The organism is Streptosporangium sp. NPDC006013, assembly GCF_040614275.1.
Lineage (GTDB): Bacteria > Actinomycetota > Actinomycetes > Streptosporangiales > Streptosporangiaceae > Streptosporangium.
Genome location: NZ_JBEXUE010000048.1, coordinates 16,046 through 33,940, shown reverse-complemented (window position 1 = coordinate 33,940; position 17,895 = coordinate 16,046). Strand labels below are relative to the sequence as shown.

Below are 17,895 nucleotides of genomic sequence, written 5' to 3'. Positions count from 1 at the left end.
GCGCCGCGCGGGTGCGGGAGCCCGGTGCGTTGCCGCCGGACAGGATCGGCAGCGCGGGCTGTGCCGGCTTGGGGTAGGACTCCACGTCCTCGAACTCGACCCAGCGCCCCTTGAAGGAGGCGCGCCGCTCGGTGAACAACGCGTTGAGCGCCTGGATGGCCTCGGCCGCGTGCTCGCCCCTGTTGATGCGCCGCCCGGGGTTCATCGCCTCGAACTCCTCGCGGTAGGCGCCGATGCCCACGCCCAGCACGGCCCTGCCTCCGGACAGCCGGTCGAGGGTGGCGACCTGCTTGGCGGCCACCACCGGGTTGCGGAACGGCAGCACCATGATCGCCGTGGCCAGCCGGATCCGGCTGGTGAGCGCCGCGACGTAGCTCAGATAGGCGAACGGGTCGTAGTAGCGGGGCGGGGTGTCGAACTCCTCGCGCACGTAGCCCTGCGTGGTCACGTGGTCGTTGCCCCAGACCGAGTCGAATCCCAGCCGCTCGGCCTGGACGGCCAGCTCGACCGCCTCGGCGGCGTCGGCGTAGGGGACGGGGTACATCAGTCCCTCCGTGCCCGTGGGCACTCCCAGACCGAATCTCATCGAACATCCCCTTCCCGTGCGTCGGCCGTGACCGGAATCGGGGCGTTCCGCCTGAGGGCGGTCACCGCCCAGCCCAGTACGGCATAGCAGACGAACCCGTAGACCAGCCCCTCGATGGCGTCGGTCAGCAGGACGTCGGTGTACTTCGCCAGCAGCGCCGCCACGACCCAGGCCACGAGGGCCTCGGCCCGCACGGCCGGTGCCGACTCCAGCAGCTGGTCGCCCGTGTGGTGGCGGGCCAGGATCCAGAAGTGCGCGATGAGCACGCCGGCGAACGGCGGCGCGATGATCGCGATGACGTTCAGGAAGACGAGGAACTGGGCGGCCAGGCCGGCGAAGGCGACCAGGATCGCGATGACGATCGAGATTATGGTCCAGGTGGGTTTGCCGACACGCAGCCCCAGGGTGTTGGAGGCGTTGGTGAAGGCGAGCGAGGCCGAGTAGAGGTTGTTGTCGGCGGTGTTCCACAGGGCCAGCACCAGCATCACCGCGGCCGGGGCCAGCAGGCCCAGTCCCTGCATGACCAGCACGAAGTTGCTGTTGCCCACGGACATGGCCGAGACGGTGGCGATGATCTCGAAGACGCCCGCGCCCACGACGAACCCGGCGAAGCAGGAGATGATCACGTCGCGGCCGCGGGAGGCGAAACGCGTCACGTCCCCGACGAGCGCGGCGCCGGTGATCCACGTCGAGATGACGGCGCCGACCGCGACGGCGAACCCGATGGGCACCGCGGGCTGCTGGGCGGCCATCTCGGCGAACCCGCCGTCCCCGCCACCGATCTTGAAGAGCGCCAGCAGCGCGATCGCGACCTCGATGGGCACCGCGATCGCGGAGAACTTCGCCAGCCCCTTGAACCCGAAGATCGCCGTCGTGGTGATGGCGGCGCCGAACGCCAGAATGAAGGCCCATGGCGGGATCGCTGGAATCAGCTTGTGCACCGCCCCGCTCCAGGTGTCCATCAGCACCCCGATGAACCCCATGGCGATCACACCGAGCAGCAGCGAGACCACGACCGCGCCCTGGCGGCCGAAGACGACCCTGGCGGCGAGGTAGCTGGACAGGCCGGTCCGGTAGCCGACCAGCCCGATCAGCGCGGACACGGCCACCAGGACCAGGTTGCCGACGAGGATCGCGGCCATTCCCTCGCCGAAGGTGGTCCCGCCGCCCACGACACCGCCGACGAGGAAGCTGCTGACGCTGATGTTCCAGCCGATCTGGACGATGATCATCTGGATCAGGGACTTGCGCCGATGCGCGGGCACAGGCTCCAGCGCGTGGTCGTCGAGGTCGGTGGCGATCGACTCCGACTCCACTTTTGTACTCATAGCGCCTCCTTGACTGGGACTGTGCCCTGGGATAGTCCATAGTCCATTAAGGGGCGTATGCCCAACTACGTGGCTCTGCCGGAAGATGGGGAGATCGCTTTTGTGGACATGACACAAAAGGCCCGCGGCCTCCTCGCGCAGGTCGAGGAGATCGCGGCCACCCTGGTCGGCACCGTCTGGGAGCGCCTGCCCGGATACGACCAGGCGCGGATGGAGGTCGAGGACCTCACCGGGATGGTCGCGCCCAACCTCACCGCCGTGCTCACGGCGGTGGCCGAGCGGCGGGCCCTCACCGAGGCCGAACTGCTGTCCGCGGCGCTGCTCGGCCAGCGGCGGGCCATCCAGGGCGTGCCGATCGAGAGCCTGGTCGCCTCCTGGCACACCGCCGAGCGGGCGCTACTGGAGCGGCTCGCCGCCGCGGCCGGGCCGTCGGTCCAGGGCCACGACCTCGCCGGGCTCGTGCAGCGGCTGGCCGCGCTGACCGATTCCATGATCGACGCCTCGACCGACGCCTACCGCCAGACCCGCAGCGAGGCCGCCGCCCATCTCGACCAGATCGCCACCGACCTGGTGTCCCGGCTCGCCGGCGGGGAGCCGCTCGACCCCGCCGACGTCGAGGAACGCGCCCGGCTCGTCGGAGTGCCCGCCCAGGTGCCGCACCGCGCCGCCGCGATCGGCATGGCCGACGTGACCAGCCCGCTCGCGCTCGCCAGGGCGCAGAAGGCGGTGCTCGACTCGCTGCGCCCCCGGCTGCGCAGCCGGATCCTCGCCGGGAGCAAGGGAGCCACCATGCTGCTTCTGCTCGCCGACGCGCCCGGCCTCGACGAGGCGCTGACCCGCGCCGCCCGCCGGCCGGGCATCCCGCCGGGCCTCGTCCTGGGCCTCGGCGAACCGCGGCCCAGGCTCGGGGAGGCGGGCGGGTCGTGCCGGGAGGCGCTGGCCGCCCTGGAGGCCGGGCTGCGGATGGGGGCCGACCGCGTGGTCGTCCACTTCGAGCGGGTCATCCCCGAGGTGCTTCTCATCGGCAACCCCCTCGACGCCGGCCGCCTGGTGGACACGGTGCTGACCCCGCTGAGACCCAGCCCGGTGCTCATCGAGACCCTGCGGACCTACCTCGCCTGCGGCCTGTCGGTACGGCTGACCGCGCAGCACCTGTCGATCCACGAGAACACCGTCAGCTACCGCCTGCGCCGCATCCTCCGGCTGCTGGACCTGGACGCCCCCTCCCGGCTGCTGCGCCCCGACGTCCTCCTCGCGCTGCGGGCCGACGAGCTCGGCCAGGGCCGGCAGGACGCGCGGCTCGACGACCGCGGCCCGGAGTGACCGGCCCCGGCTCCTGGACGGGTCTCAGCGGCGCATCCCGGCGAAGGCCGCCTCGATCTCGGCGAGGATGGGCTCGTTGCCGGGGAGCAGGGCCAGGGCCTGGCGGACCGTGGTGTGCTGTTCCGCGGTGCTCCGGCTGGTCTTCAGGTAATCGGCGAGCTCGGGTACGTGCCGCACGATGGTGCCGGTGACGATCCCCAGCCCCCCGGACCGGTCGGCGACCTCGCCCAGCGTGCTGTCCAGGGTCAGCGGCGCGAGGCCCGCCCCGTCGTCGCGGTGGGCGGTGGTCCAGCGGTGGCCGCCCGAGCCGACGGTGATCCGGTCGCCGCCGGGCAGGGTGACCTCGGCGACGGTGTTGGCGGGCACGACGGCCTCTACGGTGATCTGCCCGTCCTCGATCCGCCAGGAGACCTCGGCCGTGCCGTACAGGGTGCGCAGCCGGGCGCTCGCGTGGGTGAGGCCGCCGCCGGGCCGGGGGTGGACGGCGAGCCTGCGGTAGCCGGGCTCAGCGGGAGCCAGCCCGGCCACGGTGCGGTGCAGCCAGTCGGCGACCGCCCCCAGCGCGTAGTGGTTGAAGGAGGTCATGTCCCCCCGGTTGACCCGGCCGTCGGGCAGCAGGCCGTCCCAGCGCTCCCAGATCGTGGTGGCGCCCTGGACGACGGTGTACAGCCACGACGGGCACTCGGTCTGCATGAGCAGGTGGTAGGCGGCGTCGAGGTGACCGGTCTCGGCCAGCGCGTCGCAGACCAGCGGGGTGCCGACGAACCCGGTGGGGATGGTGTAGCCGCCGGCGCGCACCAGCTCCCTCAGCCGCAGCGCGGCCCGGCGCCGCTGGACGGGCGTCGGCAGCAGCGCGAACTCCAGTGCCAGCGCGTACCCGGTCACCGAGTCGCTGAGCAGGCGGCCGGAGGCGGCGACGTACTCCTCCTGGAACGCCCGCCGCACCTGCCCGGCCAGCTCTCCGTACCTGGCCTCCTCTTCGGCGCGGCCGAGCACGCCGGCGGCGCGGGACAGCAGCTCGGCCGAGCGGGCGAAGTAGGCGGTGGCGACGATCTCCGGGTAGGTCCTGGACTGGTCGGGCCGGTCGGGGGGCGCGGCCGGGTCCAGCCAGTCGCCGAACTGGAACCCCCGGTCCCACAGCCGGCTCTCCCCGGCCAGGGTCTCCAGGTGGTCCACCCAGCCGCGCATGCTGCCGAACTGCTCCGCCAGCACCCCGGCGTCGCCGAAACGGCGGTAGAGCACCCACGGCACGATCACCGCGGCGTCGCCCCAGGCCGCCGCCGCCCGGTCGGAGTACGCGGGCACCCGGGGGATGACGTACGGGACCAGCCCGTCCTCGCGCTGTTCGGCGGCCAGGTCGGCCAGCCACCCGGTGAGCAGGCCGGCACTGTCGTACAGGAACGAGGCGGTAGGGGCGAACACCTGCAGGTCGCCCGTCCAGCCCAGGCGCTCGTCGCGCTGCGGGCAGTCGGTGGGCACGTCCACGAAGTTGCCCCGCATGCTCCACACGACGTTCTCGTGCAGCCGGTTCACCAGTGGGTCGGAGCAGGTGAACCAGCCGGTGCGTTCCAGGTCGGAGTGGCACACCACCGCTGTCACGTCCTGCGGGCGGACGGGCCCGGAGATCTCCGCGTAGCGGAAGCCGCGGAAGGTGAAGCGCGGCTCGTAGGTCTCCGGGCCGCCGCCGCGCAGGGTGTAGACGTCGGTGGCCCTGGCGCTGCGCATCGTCTCGTAGTGGAGCTCGCCGTCCTGCATGACCTCGGCGTGCCGCAGCACCACCCGCTCGCCCCGCTCGCCCGAGACGGTGATCCGCAGCCGGCCGACGAGGTTCTGCCCGAAGTCCAGGATCGTCGTACCGTGCGCCGAGGCGTGGACCTCCACCGGCGCCACGAACTCGGTGCGGCGCACCGGCGGCCCGGTGGGCGCGACCAGCGTGGCGAGGTCCCGCTCCACGATCCCGGCCGGTGACCAGCCGGACACGTCGTGGCCGGGGGAGGACCAGCCAGGCCGTTCCAGCCGGGCGTCGTGCTCCTCCCCGTCGTACAGGTCGGCGGAGACCAGCGGCCCGGGGGCGGCCAGCCAGGATTCGCCGGTGACGAACCGCTGGACCGTGCCGTCCCGGTAGGAGATCTCCAGCTGGGCCAGTAGCGCCAGCGTGTCCCCGTACAGGGCGCGCCCGCCCCCGGGGCCCAACCGGCCCCGGTACCAGCCGTCACCCAGGGTGGCCCCCAGGCAGTTGGCACCCTCGCGCAGCAGGCCGGTCACGTCGAAGGTCTGGTAGCGCAGCCGGTGCTCGTACGCCGTCCAGCCCGGCGCCAGCACGTGGTCGCCGACCACGACGCCGTTCAGCTCCGCCTCGTACAGACCCAGCGCGGTCGCGTACAGCCGGGCGGAGCGCACGCCGGCCCCCACCTCGAACTCCCCGCGCAGCAGCGAGCCCGCACCCGGGCTCGTGAACCGCGCCGACCAGTCCGCCGGGTCCAGCAGCCCCGCCTCGACCCAGACCTCCTCACTCCACGGCGACAGCCCGTCCGGCCCCTCCACGCGCACCCGCACGGCCACGCGCTCCCGCGAGGCCAGCGACGCGAACGGCCACGGCACGAGCACCGAGTCGCCGGACTCGACCCGCACCCGCTCGCCCCTGGCCTCGATCTCGTACGCGCTCTGCAGCCATCCGCCGCGCGAGGTCCGCGCGATCCACGACAGGCGCGGGCGGGCCACGCCGACGCCCAGCGGTTCGCGGAGGTGCTCGAACCGGATGTCGGTCACGTTGACGGTCATCGTGCTCCCTCACAGTCCGAGGCGGCGGGCCAGCAGCTCACGCCAGTGAGCGGGGTCGCCGAAGAGCAGCTCGCCGCTCTTGGCGCGCTTGTAGTACAGGTGCGCGGGGTGCTCCCAGGAGAACCCGATGGCGCCGTGCACCTGGATCGCCTCGGCGGCGGTGCGGAAGAAGGTCTCCGAACAGTGCGCCTTGACCAGAGCCGCCACCGTCGGCAGCTCGTCGTCGAGGGCGGCCGCGCACCGGCCCGCGTAGTGCACCGCCGTCGCGGCCGACTCGACCCCGAGCAGCATGTCGGCGCACTTGTGCTTGATCGCCTGGAAGCCGCCGATGGGACGGCCGAACTGGTGGCGGTCCTTGGCGTAGCGGACGGTCTCCTCCAGCAGGAACCGCGCGCCTCCCACCTGCTCGGCGGCCAGGGCGACGGCGGCGAGGTCGACGACCCGCTCCAGGGCGGCCCCGGCCTGTCCCTCGGCCCCGACCAGCACGGCCGGGGTGCCGGTCAGCTCGACCCTGGCCTGTTTACGGGTCGGGTCCAGGGTCCGCAGCGGCGTGCGGACCAGCCCGGGGGCGTCGCCCGGTACGGCGAACAGCGAGACGCCGGTACCGGTGCGGGCCGCCACCAGGATCAGGTCGGCGACGTGGCCGTCCAGGACGAAGGACTTCGCGCCCGTCACCGTCCAGCCGCCGGCGCCGGGCCGGGCGACGGCGGTGACGCCGGTCTCGTCCCAGCGGCCGGAGTCCTCGGCGAGGGCGAGCGTGGCGATCGTCTCGCCCGCCGCGATCCGGGGCAGCCAGAGTTTCCTGGTCTCGTCGTCGCCGCAGTGCAGCAGTGCCTGGACCGCCACCGCCGTCGACAGGTACGGCGCGCACAGCAGCCGCCGGCCCATCTCCTCCAGGACCACCACCAGCTCGGCGAACCCGAAGCCCGACCCGCCGTACTCCTCGGGGATGACCAGCCCGCCCAGCCCGAGCTGCTCGTTCATCTGCCGCAGGACGTCCTCGTCGTAGCCCTGCTCGGTCTCCATCAACCGCCTGACCTCGGACTCCGGAGACCGCTGGTCGAGGAAGGCGCGGATGGTGCGCCGGAACTCCTCCTGCTCCTCGGAGAGGGCGAGGCCCGCCATCGCGCCCGCCGCCACCTGGCCGCTCACAGCCTCTGGAGCAGCGTGCCGGTGCCCATGCCACCTCCGCAGCACATCGTGACCAGCGCGTGCTCGCCACCGGACCGCTCCAGCTCGTGCACCGCCTTGGTGGTGAGGAACGCGCCCGTGCCGCCCAGCGGGTGGCCGAGCGCGATGGCCCCGCCGTTGGGGTTGACCGTCGTCTCGTCGGCCTTCAGCTCGGCCTGCCACGCCAGTACGACCGAGGCGAACGCCTCGTTGATCTCCACGACGTCGATGTCGGACATCGCGCGGCCGCTGCGCGCGAGCAGCCGCCGCGTCGCGGGGATGGGGCCGGTGAGCATCAGCACCGGGTCCGAGCCGGCCAGGCAGGTGTCCACGACGCGGGCCCGCGGGCGCAGGCCGAGCGCCGCGGCCTTCTCCGCCGTCATCAGGAGCACGGCGGCGGCGCCGTCGGAGATCTGCGAGGAGGTGCCCGCCGTGTGCAGGCCGCCCTCGGGCCCGATCAGGGGGTCGTCGGGGCCGACGACCGGTTTGAGGCCCGCCAGTCCCTCCAGGGTGGTCTCGCGCGGCCCCTCGTCGCGGGTCACCCCGGCGACCTCGACGATCTGCCCGTCGAAGCGGCCCTCCTGCCAGGCGAGGGCGGCCCGCCGCTGCGACTCGGCGCCGAACCGGTCCAGGTCGGCGCGGCCGAGCCCCCACTCGCGCGCGATGAGCTCGGCGCCCTGGAACTGCGAGGTCCACTGGTACGGGTACCCCTCGACCTCCCACGGGTAGCCCAGCGCGCCGCCCGCCATCGTCGAGCCCAGCGGGATCTGGCTCATGGCTTCCACCCCGCAGGCGAGCGCGACGTCGACGGTCCCGGCGCCGACCAGCGCGGCGGCGAGGTTGACCGCCTGCTGGGAGGAGCCGCACTGGGCGTCCACGGTGCAGGCCGCCACCTCGTAAGGCAGGCCGGCGGTCAGCCACGCCGAGCGGGTGATGTTCGCCGCCTGGCGGCCGGTCTGGCTGACGCACCCGCCGATCACCTGGCCGACCTCGGCCGGGTCGAGGCCGGCCCGCTCGACGGCGGCCCGTTGCACGGCGGCGAGCAGGTTGACGGGGTGGACCTCCGACAGGCCGCCCTTGCGCCTGCCGATCGGCGTCCGCACCGCCTCGACGATCACCACATCACGCATTGCTCAGATCTCCTTGCTCGGAAGGGGCCAGGTGGGCCTGCATCATGGAGGCGAGCAGGGCGCTCTCCTCCGGGGCGCTGCGGAGCAGCGAGAAATCGTCGATGTCGCGGATGTCCGCCAGGTGCTCCCAGACGTCCTCCGCGCTGGGCACGCTTCCCGGGGTGAACCAGCCGGGGGTCACCCCGACGAACATCCGGGCGTAGCGGCCGCCGCCCACCGAGAAGATCTCCCGGGTGACCTCGCACCGCTCGCTCACCAGGTAGGTCACGAGCGGTGTCACCCACTCGGGGGCGAGCATCTCCCGCCCCGGGCCGATCAGGTCCTCGGTCATCCGGGTCAGGGCGATCGGCGCGATGGAGTTGGCCAGCACGCCGTACCTCTCGCCCTCGACCGAGATGACGTTGGCCAGCCCGACCAGGCCCATCTTCGCCGCGCCGTAGTTGGCCTGCCCGAAGTTGCCGAGCAGCCCGGCGATCGAGGAGGTGAAGACGATCCGGCCGTAGCCGGCCGCCTTCATCACCCGGTAGGCGGGCAGCGTGACGTTGAACGCCCCCCGCAGGTGGACGTCGAGCACCGCGTCCACGTCGCCCGGGGTGAGCTTGGCGGCGCTGCGGTCCCGCAGGATGCCCGCGTTGTTGATGAGGATGTCGACGCCGCCGAACTCGGAGACGGCACGGTCCACCATCGCCTGCCCCGCCTCGGGGTCGGTCACCGAGCCGTGGTCGGCGATCGCGCGGCCTCCCGCCTCGCGGATCTCGGCGACCACCCGGTCGGCGGCGGTGGTGTCCGCGCCGGCGCCGTCCCGGGCTCCGCCGAGGTCGTTGACCACCACCGCCGCGCCGCGCCGGGCCAGCTCCAGGGCGTAGGTGCGGCCGAGCCCGCCGCCCGCACCGGTGACGATCGCCACCCGCCCGTCGAATTCGATCATTTCTGTACCGTCCTCCGCACTGTCGTCTGGGCCGTTTTCTGTGCTGTTCTCTGGGCCGGGTCGTGTTTCGCCGCGCCGGTGGCGGCAGGGCACTCGCAGGCCGGGGCGCCCGTTCGGGTGGCGCTCACCGGCGGGCCGCCGCGACCGCCGCGCGGGCCTCGTTCCAGGTGAGACCGGCCTCGACGTCGATCTCGCGAGGCAGTCCCAGCACGGCCTCGGCGATGATGTTGCGCTGGATCTGCGCGGTGCCCCCGCCGACGGTGAGCGCCGGGGCGAAGAGGAACCCGTGGTCCCAGATCTGGTGCTCGCCGTCGAAGGGGGTGTGGTCGAGCAGCATCCCGGCGCTGCCCGCGAGCTCCTTGGCGACCGCCATCACCTCCTGGCCGTGCTCGTCGGAGAGCGCCTTGCGGATGGAGGCCTCCGGGCCCGGCGGCCTGCCCTGCACCGCCGCGGCGACGGTGCGCAGCCGGATGAGCCGCAGGATCTCCCCGACGATGTAGACCTGGGCCACCCGCTGCCGCAGGATCGGGTCGGCCACGCCACCCCGCTCGCGCAGCCGCTCGACGAGGTCCTGCGCGGTCGGGCCCGACCCCCACAGCGCGCCCTCGCCCGACAGCGAGACCCGCTCGTTGCCCAGGGTGACCTTCGCCAGCCGCCATCCGTCGTTCTCCGCGCCGACCAGGTTGGCGGCGGGGATGCGGACGTCGTCGAAGAAGACCTCGTTGAGGTAGAAGGTCCCGGTCATGTCGTAGACGGGCCGGACGGTGATGCCGGGGGTGTCCATGGGGCAGATCAGGTACGAGATCCCCCGGTGCTTGCGGGCGTCCGGGTCGGTCCTGACGATGAGGATCCCGAAGTGGGCGCGGTGCGCGTCGGAGGTCCAGAGCTTCTGACCGTTCACCACGTAGTGGTCGCCGTCGCGCACCGCCCGGGTCGACAGGTTGGCCAGGTCGCTGCCGTGGCCGGGCTCGCTGAAGAGCTGGCACCAGATCTCCCGGCCCGCCAGCATCGGGCGCAGGTAGCGGTCCTTCTGCTCCTGGGTGCCGCCCACCAGGATCGTCGGCCCGGCCCAGCCGATCCCGATGGGGTTCACCGGCAGCGACACTCCGGCGGCGCGGAGCTCCTCGTCGATGCCGAGCTGGTCGAGCGGGCCGGCGTCCAGCCCGTAGGGGGTGGGCCAGTGCGGCGCCACGTATCCGGCGCCGGCCAGGGCGTCGTGGTCCGGGTCGGGATTGTCACGCAGCCACTGCCTGAGTCTCAGGCGTGAGGGGTGATCGGGGGGAGGAGTCAGGAATTCCAATGTCGTCCGCCTTAACTGTGTCCGGTTGACTGTGGCCGTCGCCGCGGCCCGGCGAGCCTCAGGGGGCGCCGCCGTCGACCCGGAGCAGGGATCCGGTGCAGAAGCTGGACGCCGCCGAGGCGAAGTACAGGGCGGCGCCGACGATCTCCTCGGGGCGCCCGGCCCGTTTCAGGGCCAGGGGCTCGGCCATGACGGCATTGAAGGTCTCGGGGTCCCAGCCGGCGAAGACGTCGGTCGCGAACGGCCCGGCGAGGATGGCGTTGACCCGTACCTTCGGCGCCAGCACCCGGGCGAAGCCCTCGGTGAGCGCGTTGAGCCCGGCCTTGGCGGCGGCGTAGGGCACCAGGATGGGGCTGGGGCGGACCGAGGCCAGTGAGGAGATGTTGATGATCGAGCCGCCGTCCGCCGCGGCCATCGCGGTGCCGATCCTGGCCATCAGCCGGAAGGGGCCCTTCAGGTTCAGCGCGAGGACCTTGTCGTAAAGCTCCTCGGTGACCGCGTCGAGGCTCGGGAACGTCGGCGAGCTGCCCGCGTTGTTGACCAGCACGTCGACCCGCCCGAAACGTTCGTACACCACGTCGGCGAGCTCGTCGCACCGCGACCAGTCGTTCACGTTGCAGCTCACCGGGAACGCCTCGCCGCCGTGGGCGGCCGCTATCTCCTTCGCGAGGGCCTGGCAGGCCTCCAGCTTGCGACTCGCGATGACCACGTGCGCGCCGCGGGCCGCGAAGGCCCGCACCATCGCCCGTCCCAGGCCCCTGCTGCCGCCGGTGACGAGCACCACCTTGCCGGTCAGGTCGAAGAGCGGGTCGGCTCCGGTGAGGCCGGAGGCCGCGTCCGTGCCGGTGTGTGCGGTGACCTTGTCCATCGATCACCTTTCTGGTTAATTAGCGATTCGCTAAAACATTAGACATGGCGGCGCGGAGGTGTCAACGGGCGTCGTGCCCGCCCGCACCCCCGGCCGCGCCGGGGCCGGGGGCTGGAAAAGAGTGGTCAACCGGTCAAGGCGTGCCACAGCGGAGCGAAGAGCCGGGTGAGGAGGCGAGCGCCTTGTGGTCCAGGAAGCCGAGACGTCGCCTGCCCCGGGCCCGCTGCCCGGCCGGCGCTCCGTACGGTGCCATGGCCGAGTCCGTCACGGCGGGAATATCAGGGGACCCAGCGCGGGGGGCGCCGCTCACGGAACGCGGAGATGCCCTCGGCGGCCTCGGGCGAGCCGAAAAGCCGCTGGGACAGCTCCGCCGTGTACGCGAAGGCGGCGTCCCTGTCCATCGCCGGGACCCGCGCGAGCAGCTCCTTCGAGGCGGCCAGCGCGGCCGGCCCGCCCGCGACGAGCTCGCCCAGCACCTCCTCGACGGCCTCGCCGAGCTCCTCGGCCCGGACGGCACGGGTGATGAGGCCGATCTCGGCCGCGCGGGCGGCCGGGAACCTCCGGCCGGTGAGGAACAGCTCCGCGGCGTCCGCACGCCGCAGCTTCGGCAGGCAGACGACCGAGATCATCGCCGGGGCGACGCCGAGGCGGACCTCGGTGAACCCGAAGCGGACGTGCTCGGCGGCGATCGACAGGTCACAGGCGGCGGCCAGGCCGACCCCGCCGCCCACGCAGTGCCCGCCGATCCTCGCGACCACAGGTTTGGGAGCGTCCAGGATCATGGCCAGCAGCTCCGGGAAGGTGTGACGGGCGACGGCGCCGCCCGCCGGCCGCAGGTCGGCTCCCGCGCAGAAGGTGCCGCCCTCGCCGGTCAGCACGATCGCCCGCACCGCCCCGTCCGCCACCGCCGCCGACAGGCCGTCACCCAGCCCGTCGACCAGTGACGGGCTCAGCGCGTTGCGGTTCTCCGGCTCGTCCATCGTGAGGGTGGCGACCCCGGCCGCCACCTCGTACCGCACGCCGCTCATGACTCCGTCCTTCCCGCGATGGCGGCGGGCACCTCGACCACCTTCGCGCGCAGATACTCGCCCAGGCTCTTGGCCTGCGGATCCATCCTGGTCGAGGAGGCGACCCCCTCGCCGAGCAGGCCGGTGATCACGAAGTTCACCGCGCGCAGCAGCGGGAACGTGTGGCGCCGCACGTCGAGCCCGCCCGTCTCCGGCAGCAGCTCGCGCAGCCGGTGGACGGTGAGGTACGTCTCCAGCCAGGCCCACTCGGTGTCGGTGCGCACCCAGACGCCGAGGTTGGCGTTGCCGCCCTTGTCCCCGGAACGGGCACCGGCGATCCGCCCGAGGGGCAGGCGGACCACGGCTCCCGAGCCGTCCACCGCCGCCCCCGCCGGGGTCGGGGAGTCCGGCGCCGTCTCCCCGGCCCCGGGTCCGGGGGGCAGGGTCGGTGGCACCGGGTGGCGTTCCTCGCCGATCACGACCTCGTGGGTGAGCAGCTCGCTCGGCACCGCGGCCGGCCAGTAGACACCGTAGGCCTGCGTGATGGCCGGGGCGCCGAAGAAACCCGGATAGCTGGCCAGGCCCAGCTCGGTGACCGCCGAGGTGAGCGGGCGGCCGAACCTGGTCTGGTCAGGGTCCTTCAGCGTGACGCGGAGCTGGGCGAAGGCCGTCTCGTTCCGCCCGGGGTCCGGGTGGTCAGAGCGGATCAGGTCCACCTCGCTCTCGGCGAAGGACTCCCGGCCGCCCGGCAGCGCGGCCCACAGGGAACGCAGCAGCAGGTCGGCCTTGTCGTCGATGTCGAGCCCGGTGAGGAAGAACGAGAGCACCGCCTTGTGCCCGCCGTACAGGTTGACGCAGACCTTGGAGGTCGGGGGCGGCGGCTCGCCCCGCACGCCGTGGATCGCGACGCGGTCGGGCCCGATCCGGGAGAGCCTGACCGTGTCGAACCGGGCGGTGACGTCCGGGTTGGGATAGCGAGGTCCGGCGATCTCGTAGAGCAGCTGCGCGGTGACCGTGCCGGTCGAGACGAGCCCGCCGTGGGACTCGTGCTTCGTGATCACCGACGAGCCGTCCGCGGCGACCTCGGCGATCGGGAAACCCGGGTGCTCAAGTCCCGGCACCTCCTGGAAGAACGCGTAGTTGCCGCCCGTCGCCTGCGCGCCGCATTCGATCACGTGTCCCGCGACCACCGCCCCCGCCAGTGCGTCCCAGTCGTCCCGCGCCCAGCCGTGGTGCCAGGCGGCCGGGCCGACGACGAGGGCCGCGTCGGTCGTGCGGCCGGTCACGACGATGTCGGCGCCCCGGCGCAGCGCCTCCGCGATCCCCCACCCGCCCAGGTAGGCGTTGGCGGTCAGCACGGTGCGCTCGCCGAGCGGCGCCCCGGTGTCGAGGTTGCGCAGCTCGTGACCTGCGGCGCGCAGCTCGCCGAGGCGGGGGAGCAGGTCGTCGCCCTCGACGTGGGCGACCACCGGTGCGAGTCCGAGCCGGTCGGCCACCTCGCGCACGGCCTGTGCGCAGCCGGCCGGGTTGAGCCCGCCGGCGTTGGCCACCACCTTGATGCCGCGCTCCAGGCAGGTGCCCATGACCTGTTCCATCTGCTTGACGAAGGTGCGGGCGTAGCCGCCCCGGGAGTCGCGCTGCCGGTCCTTGGCGAGGATGAGCATGGTCAGCTCGGCGAGCCAGTCCCCGGTGAGTACGTCGACGGGCCCGCCTTCCACCATCTCCCTGGCCGCGGCCAGCCGGTCTCCGTAGAAGCCGCTGCAGTTGGCGATACGCAGGGCGGACGTCACGACGGCTCCTCCTTGATGACGACGAGTACGTCCCCGCCGGACACCTGGTCCCCCGGGGCCGCCCGCAGTTCGGTGATGGTCCCCGGGTAGGGCGCGAGGATGCGGTGTTCCATCTTCATGGCCTCCACGATCATGAGAAGGGCGCCCTCGACGACCTGGTCGCCCTCGGCGACCGGGGTGGCGACGACCGTGCCCGGCAGCGGGGCGGCCAGGCCGCCCGCGACGCCGTCGGGCTCCGGTTCCGGGAAGCGCGGCAGCTCGTCGAGGACGATGTCGCCGCCCGGGCCGTGCACCCACCAGCGGGCCTCGCGGGTACGGACGACCGCCTTGCGGCGCCGGCCGTCGAACTCCACTTCGACCTCCGTCCCGGTGCCCGGCCCGGTACGGGGGGACGGCGGGGAGAGCACGCGGGCGACCAGGCAGCGCTCACCGAGGGAGATCTCAAAGTCGCCGTCGCGCCGATGCCGGTAGCCCACCTCCACCAGGTCGTCACCGTGCCGGAGGCTCACCCGCTCCTCGGGCAGCACGCTGTTGCGCCACCCGCTGGGAAAGCCGGCGGTCACCGGGGCGGCGGCGCGTCGTAGGAACTGCCCGGTCAGTGCCGCGATCACCGCGGCGGCCTCCAGGTCGGCCCGTGCCGGGCGCCTGCCGCGGCGCACGTCCGTGGTCGCGATGAAGTCGGTGTCCGTGTCGCCGGCCAGGAAGCGCGGGTGGCGCAGCAGTTCGACGAGGAAGTCGCGGTTGGTCGTGGTGCCCTGGATCGCGGTGCGCTCCAGCGCCAGCGCCAGCCGCAGGGCGGCCTCGGAGCGGGTGGGGGCGTGGGCGACGACCTTGGCCAGCATCGGGTCGAACTCGACGCCGACGACGCTGCCCGACTCGATGCCGCTGTCGTAGCGGGCCGCGGGGGTCGCGGCCGGCTCCCAGGTCAGCACCGTGCCGGTGACCGGCAGGAAGTCGTTCTCCGGATCCTCCGCGTACAGCCGGGCCTCGATCGCGTGACCGGTGATCGTCAGGTCCTGCTGGGTGAGCGCGAGGGGGGCGCCTTGGGCGACGAGGAGCTGTTCCCGCACCAGGTCCAGCCCGGTGACCGCCTCGGTGACCGGGTGCTCGACCTGCAGCCGGGTGTTGACCTCCAGGAAGAAGAAGGACCCGTCCGAGGCGAGCAGGAACTCGACCGTGCCCGCGTTCTCGTAGCCGATCGCCCTGGCGGCGGTGAGCGCGGCCGCCCCCATCCGCTCCCGTAGCGCGGGGTCGACGGCGGGGGAGGGGGCCTCCTCGATCACCTTCTGGTGGCGACGCTGGAGCGAGCACTCCCGCTCGAACAGGTGCACCAGGTTGCCATGGCGGTCGCCGAGGATCTGCACCTCGACGTGCCGGGCTCCGGTGAGGTAGCGCTCCAGGAAGACGGTGCCGTCGCCGAAGGCGGCGAGCGCCTCGCGCCGCGCTCCCGCGACCGCCTCGGCCAGGTCCTCGGCCCGCTCGACCACCCGCATGCCCTTGCCGCCGCCACCCGCGGCCGCCTTGACCAGCACGGGGAAGCCGATCCGCGCGGCGGCGAGCCGGGCGGCGACGTCGGGGCCACCGCCGGGGTCATCGCCGGGGCCCTCACCCGTGCCGCCGGCGGAGCCGGTGTCCGCGCCGAGCTCGACCGAGCCCAGCGTCGGCACCCCCGCCTGCTCCATCAGCGTCTTGGCCGCGAGCTTGTCGCCCATCGCGGCGATCGCCTCGGGGGACGGGCCCACCCACGTCATCCCCGCCTCCCGCACGGCGCGGGCGAAGGCGGCGTTCTCCGACAGGAAGCCGTAGCCGGGGTGCACGGCGTCGGCTCCCGCCGCGCGCGCCGCCGCGAGGACCTTCACGGTGTCGAGGTAGGACTCGGCGGCGGTACGCCCGTGGAGCGGGATGGCCTCGTCGGCCTCGCGGGTGAACGGCGCGCACGCGTCGCCGTCGGAGTAGACCGCGACCGTGCGGATGCCCATGGCCGTCGCGGTGCGGATGATCCGGCGGGCGATCTCGCCCCGGTTGGCGACGAGCAGTGTGCTGATGGTCATGGCCGGAACACTCCGAAATGCTCGGTGCCCCGCACCGGGGCGCTGTGACAGGCGGACAGGGCGAGCCCGACCACGGTCCGGGTGTCGCGCGGGTCGATGACCCCGTCGTCCACCCCGCGGCCGGTGGCGTACAGGCCGTGCGACATGCGCTCGGCGACGTCGGCCACCCCGTCGGTGATGGCCTTCTCCACCGCCTCGTCGACGGGGACGCCCTTGCGCGCGGCCTGCGCCCGCCGGATGATCGACATCACGCCGGCGATCTGCGCGGGCCCCATGACGGCGAGTTTGGCCGTGGGCCACAGGAACAGGAAGCGGGTGTCGAAGGCCCGGCCGCCCATGCCGTAGTTGCCCGCGCCGTAGCTCGCGCCGAGCACGACCGTGATGTGCGGGACCGACGAGTTGGACAGCGCGTTGATCATCTGGCTGCCGTGCTTGACGATTCCGGCGCGTTCGTAGTCGCGCCCCACCATGTAGCCGGTGATGTTCTGCAGGAACAGCAGCGGGGTGTCCGACTGGTTGCACAGCTGGATGAACTGCGCCGCCTTCTGCGCCGACTCGGGGAAGAGCGGGCCGTTGTTGCCGAGTACCCCCACCGGGAAGCCGTGGACCGACGCCCACCCGCACACCAGGGTCGGCCCGTAGCGCGGTTTGAACTCCTCGAACCGGCTGCCGTCGACGACGCGGGCTATCACCTCCCGCACGTCGACGGGGGTACGCAGGTCGAACGACATCAGCCCGAGCAGGTCCTCGGGGTCGTGCACCGGCGGGTCGGCGGGGAAGGCCGGTCCTGGACCGCCCTTGGTCCAGTGCAGGTGCCGTACCACGTCGCGGGCCGTGCGCAGCGCGTCCTGTTCGTCCTCGGCGAGGTAGTCGGCGAGACCGCTGACGGTGGCGTGCATCTCCGCCCCGCCCAGCTCCTCGTCGTCGGCGTCCTCACCGGTGGCCATCTTGACCAGGGGTGGCCCGCCGAGGAAGACCTTGGCCCGGTTCCGCACGAAGATCGTGTAGTCGGAGAGCCCCGGCTGGTAGGCGCCGCCCGCCGTCGAGCTGCCGAACACCACCGCGACGGTCGGGACGCGCAGCCCGGACAGCTCGGTGGTCTCGTAGAACAGCCGTCCCGAACCGGCCCAGTGGCCGAGGTTCCTGCGCAGTGTCCGCTCCACGTCGCCGTCACCCCCGCCGCCGCGCAGGTCGCCGCCGGCCGACTCGATGAGCTGGATGTAGGGCAGGCGGTTCTGCCGCGCGATCTGGAGGGCTCGGTCGATCTTGGGGGTGCTGACCGCGGTCATGGCGCCGCCGAGCACTGTGGGGTCGTTGCCGAAGACCACGCATTCGGTGCCTTCGACGACCCCGATCCCGACGATGGCGCCGCCGCCGACCGTGTACTCGGTCATGTTGCCGGCGAGGGCGCCGATCTCCAGGAAGGGTGAGTCGCGGTCGATGAGCAGCGACACCCGCTCGCGCAGCGGGAGCTTGTGCTGCGCACGGAGCCGGTCGGCGGCCTTCCTGCCGCCGCCCTCGGCGGCCTGGGAGAGCAGGCCGCCGATGTGCGCGAGCGCGTCGAGCATGTCGTCGCGGTTGGCCTTGAAGGTGTCGGACCGCGTGTCGACGGTGGAAACGAGGGTGGGCACGT

13 protein-coding genes are annotated in these 17,895 nt (G+C 73.0%); 1 reads left to right on the top strand and 12 read right to left on the bottom strand.

The window, feature by feature from the left end; genetic code table 11:
• Together ABZ260_RS10595 and ABZ260_RS10590 are read right to left on the bottom strand one after the other, a co-directional pair.
• Nucleotides 1-586: TIGR03619 family F420-dependent LLM class oxidoreductase (locus ABZ260_RS10595; protein ID WP_355615521.1), on the bottom strand; the 586-nt coding region annotated here is incomplete at its 3' end.
• Nucleotides 583-1,914, bottom strand: coding sequence for a cytosine permease (locus ABZ260_RS10590; protein ID WP_355615519.1), 1,332 nt, complete (start codon nucleotides 1,912-1,914; stop codon nucleotides 583-585). The genes ABZ260_RS10590 and ABZ260_RS10595, both read right to left, overlap by 4 nt.
• Before the next feature lie 108 nt (nucleotides 1,915-2,022).
• Between ABZ260_RS10590 and ABZ260_RS10585 the strand changes: the two genes are divergently transcribed.
• Nucleotides 2,023-3,237 (top strand): helix-turn-helix domain-containing protein, encoded by a 1,215-nt coding sequence (locus tag ABZ260_RS10585; RefSeq protein WP_355615524.1) that lies wholly within the window; start codon nucleotides 2,023-2,025, stop codon nucleotides 3,235-3,237.
• A gap of 24 nt (nucleotides 3,238-3,261) precedes the next feature.
• On the opposite strand, the gene ABZ260_RS10580 is transcribed toward ABZ260_RS10585, so the two are convergent.
• The 10 genes from ABZ260_RS10580 to ABZ260_RS10535 form a co-directional block, all read right to left on the bottom strand.
• A complete protein-coding gene (locus tag ABZ260_RS10580) occupies nucleotides 3,262-6,018 on the bottom strand; it encodes a glycoside hydrolase family 78 protein (protein ID WP_355615517.1) in 2,757 nt (918 codons plus the stop codon).
• Between the two features lie 9 nt (nucleotides 6,019-6,027).
• On the bottom strand, nucleotides 6,028-7,170 hold the full coding sequence (locus ABZ260_RS10575) for an acyl-CoA dehydrogenase family protein (RefSeq protein ID WP_355615515.1): 1,143 nt from the start codon (nucleotides 7,168-7,170) through the stop codon (nucleotides 6,028-6,030).
• On the bottom strand, nucleotides 7,167-8,318 hold the full coding sequence (locus ABZ260_RS10570; protein ID WP_355615513.1) for an acetyl-CoA C-acyltransferase: 1,152 nt from the start codon (nucleotides 8,316-8,318) through the stop codon (nucleotides 7,167-7,169). Before ABZ260_RS10570 ends, ABZ260_RS10575 begins: the two co-directional genes overlap by 4 nt.
• Nucleotides 8,311-9,246, bottom strand: a complete 936-nt coding sequence (locus tag ABZ260_RS10565) for an SDR family NAD(P)-dependent oxidoreductase (RefSeq protein WP_355615511.1) — start codon at nucleotides 9,244-9,246, stop codon at nucleotides 8,311-8,313. Before ABZ260_RS10565 ends, ABZ260_RS10570 begins: the two co-directional genes overlap by 8 nt.
• A 124-nt stretch (nucleotides 9,247-9,370) precedes the next feature.
• Nucleotides 9,371-10,546, bottom strand: coding sequence for an acyl-CoA dehydrogenase family protein (locus ABZ260_RS10560; RefSeq protein ID WP_355615509.1), 1,176 nt, complete (start codon nucleotides 10,544-10,546; stop codon nucleotides 9,371-9,373).
• Between the two features lie 58 nt (nucleotides 10,547-10,604).
• Nucleotides 10,605-11,414: a glucose 1-dehydrogenase gene (locus tag ABZ260_RS10555; RefSeq protein ID WP_355615507.1), complete on the bottom strand. Its 810-nt coding sequence runs from the start codon at nucleotides 11,412-11,414 to the stop codon at nucleotides 10,605-10,607.
• A 278-nt stretch (nucleotides 11,415-11,692) separates the two neighbouring features.
• A complete protein-coding gene (locus ABZ260_RS10550) occupies nucleotides 11,693-12,442 on the bottom strand; it encodes an enoyl-CoA hydratase-related protein (RefSeq protein WP_355615505.1) in 750 nt (249 codons plus the stop codon).
• Nucleotides 12,439-14,211: an acyclic terpene utilization AtuA family protein gene (locus tag ABZ260_RS10545; protein ID WP_355615503.1), complete on the bottom strand. Its 1,773-nt coding sequence runs from the start codon at nucleotides 14,209-14,211 to the stop codon at nucleotides 12,439-12,441. Before ABZ260_RS10545 ends, ABZ260_RS10550 begins: the two co-directional genes overlap by 4 nt.
• A complete protein-coding gene (locus ABZ260_RS10540) occupies nucleotides 14,208-16,262 on the bottom strand; it encodes a biotin carboxylase N-terminal domain-containing protein (protein WP_355615501.1) in 2,055 nt (684 codons plus the stop codon). Before ABZ260_RS10540 ends, ABZ260_RS10545 begins: the two co-directional genes overlap by 4 nt.
• Nucleotides 16,259-17,893, bottom strand: coding sequence for a carboxyl transferase domain-containing protein (locus ABZ260_RS10535; RefSeq protein WP_355615499.1), 1,635 nt, complete (start codon nucleotides 17,891-17,893; stop codon nucleotides 16,259-16,261). The genes ABZ260_RS10540 and ABZ260_RS10535 overlap by 4 nt, the downstream gene beginning before the upstream one ends.
• Between the last annotated feature and the right edge of the window lie 2 nt (nucleotides 17,894-17,895).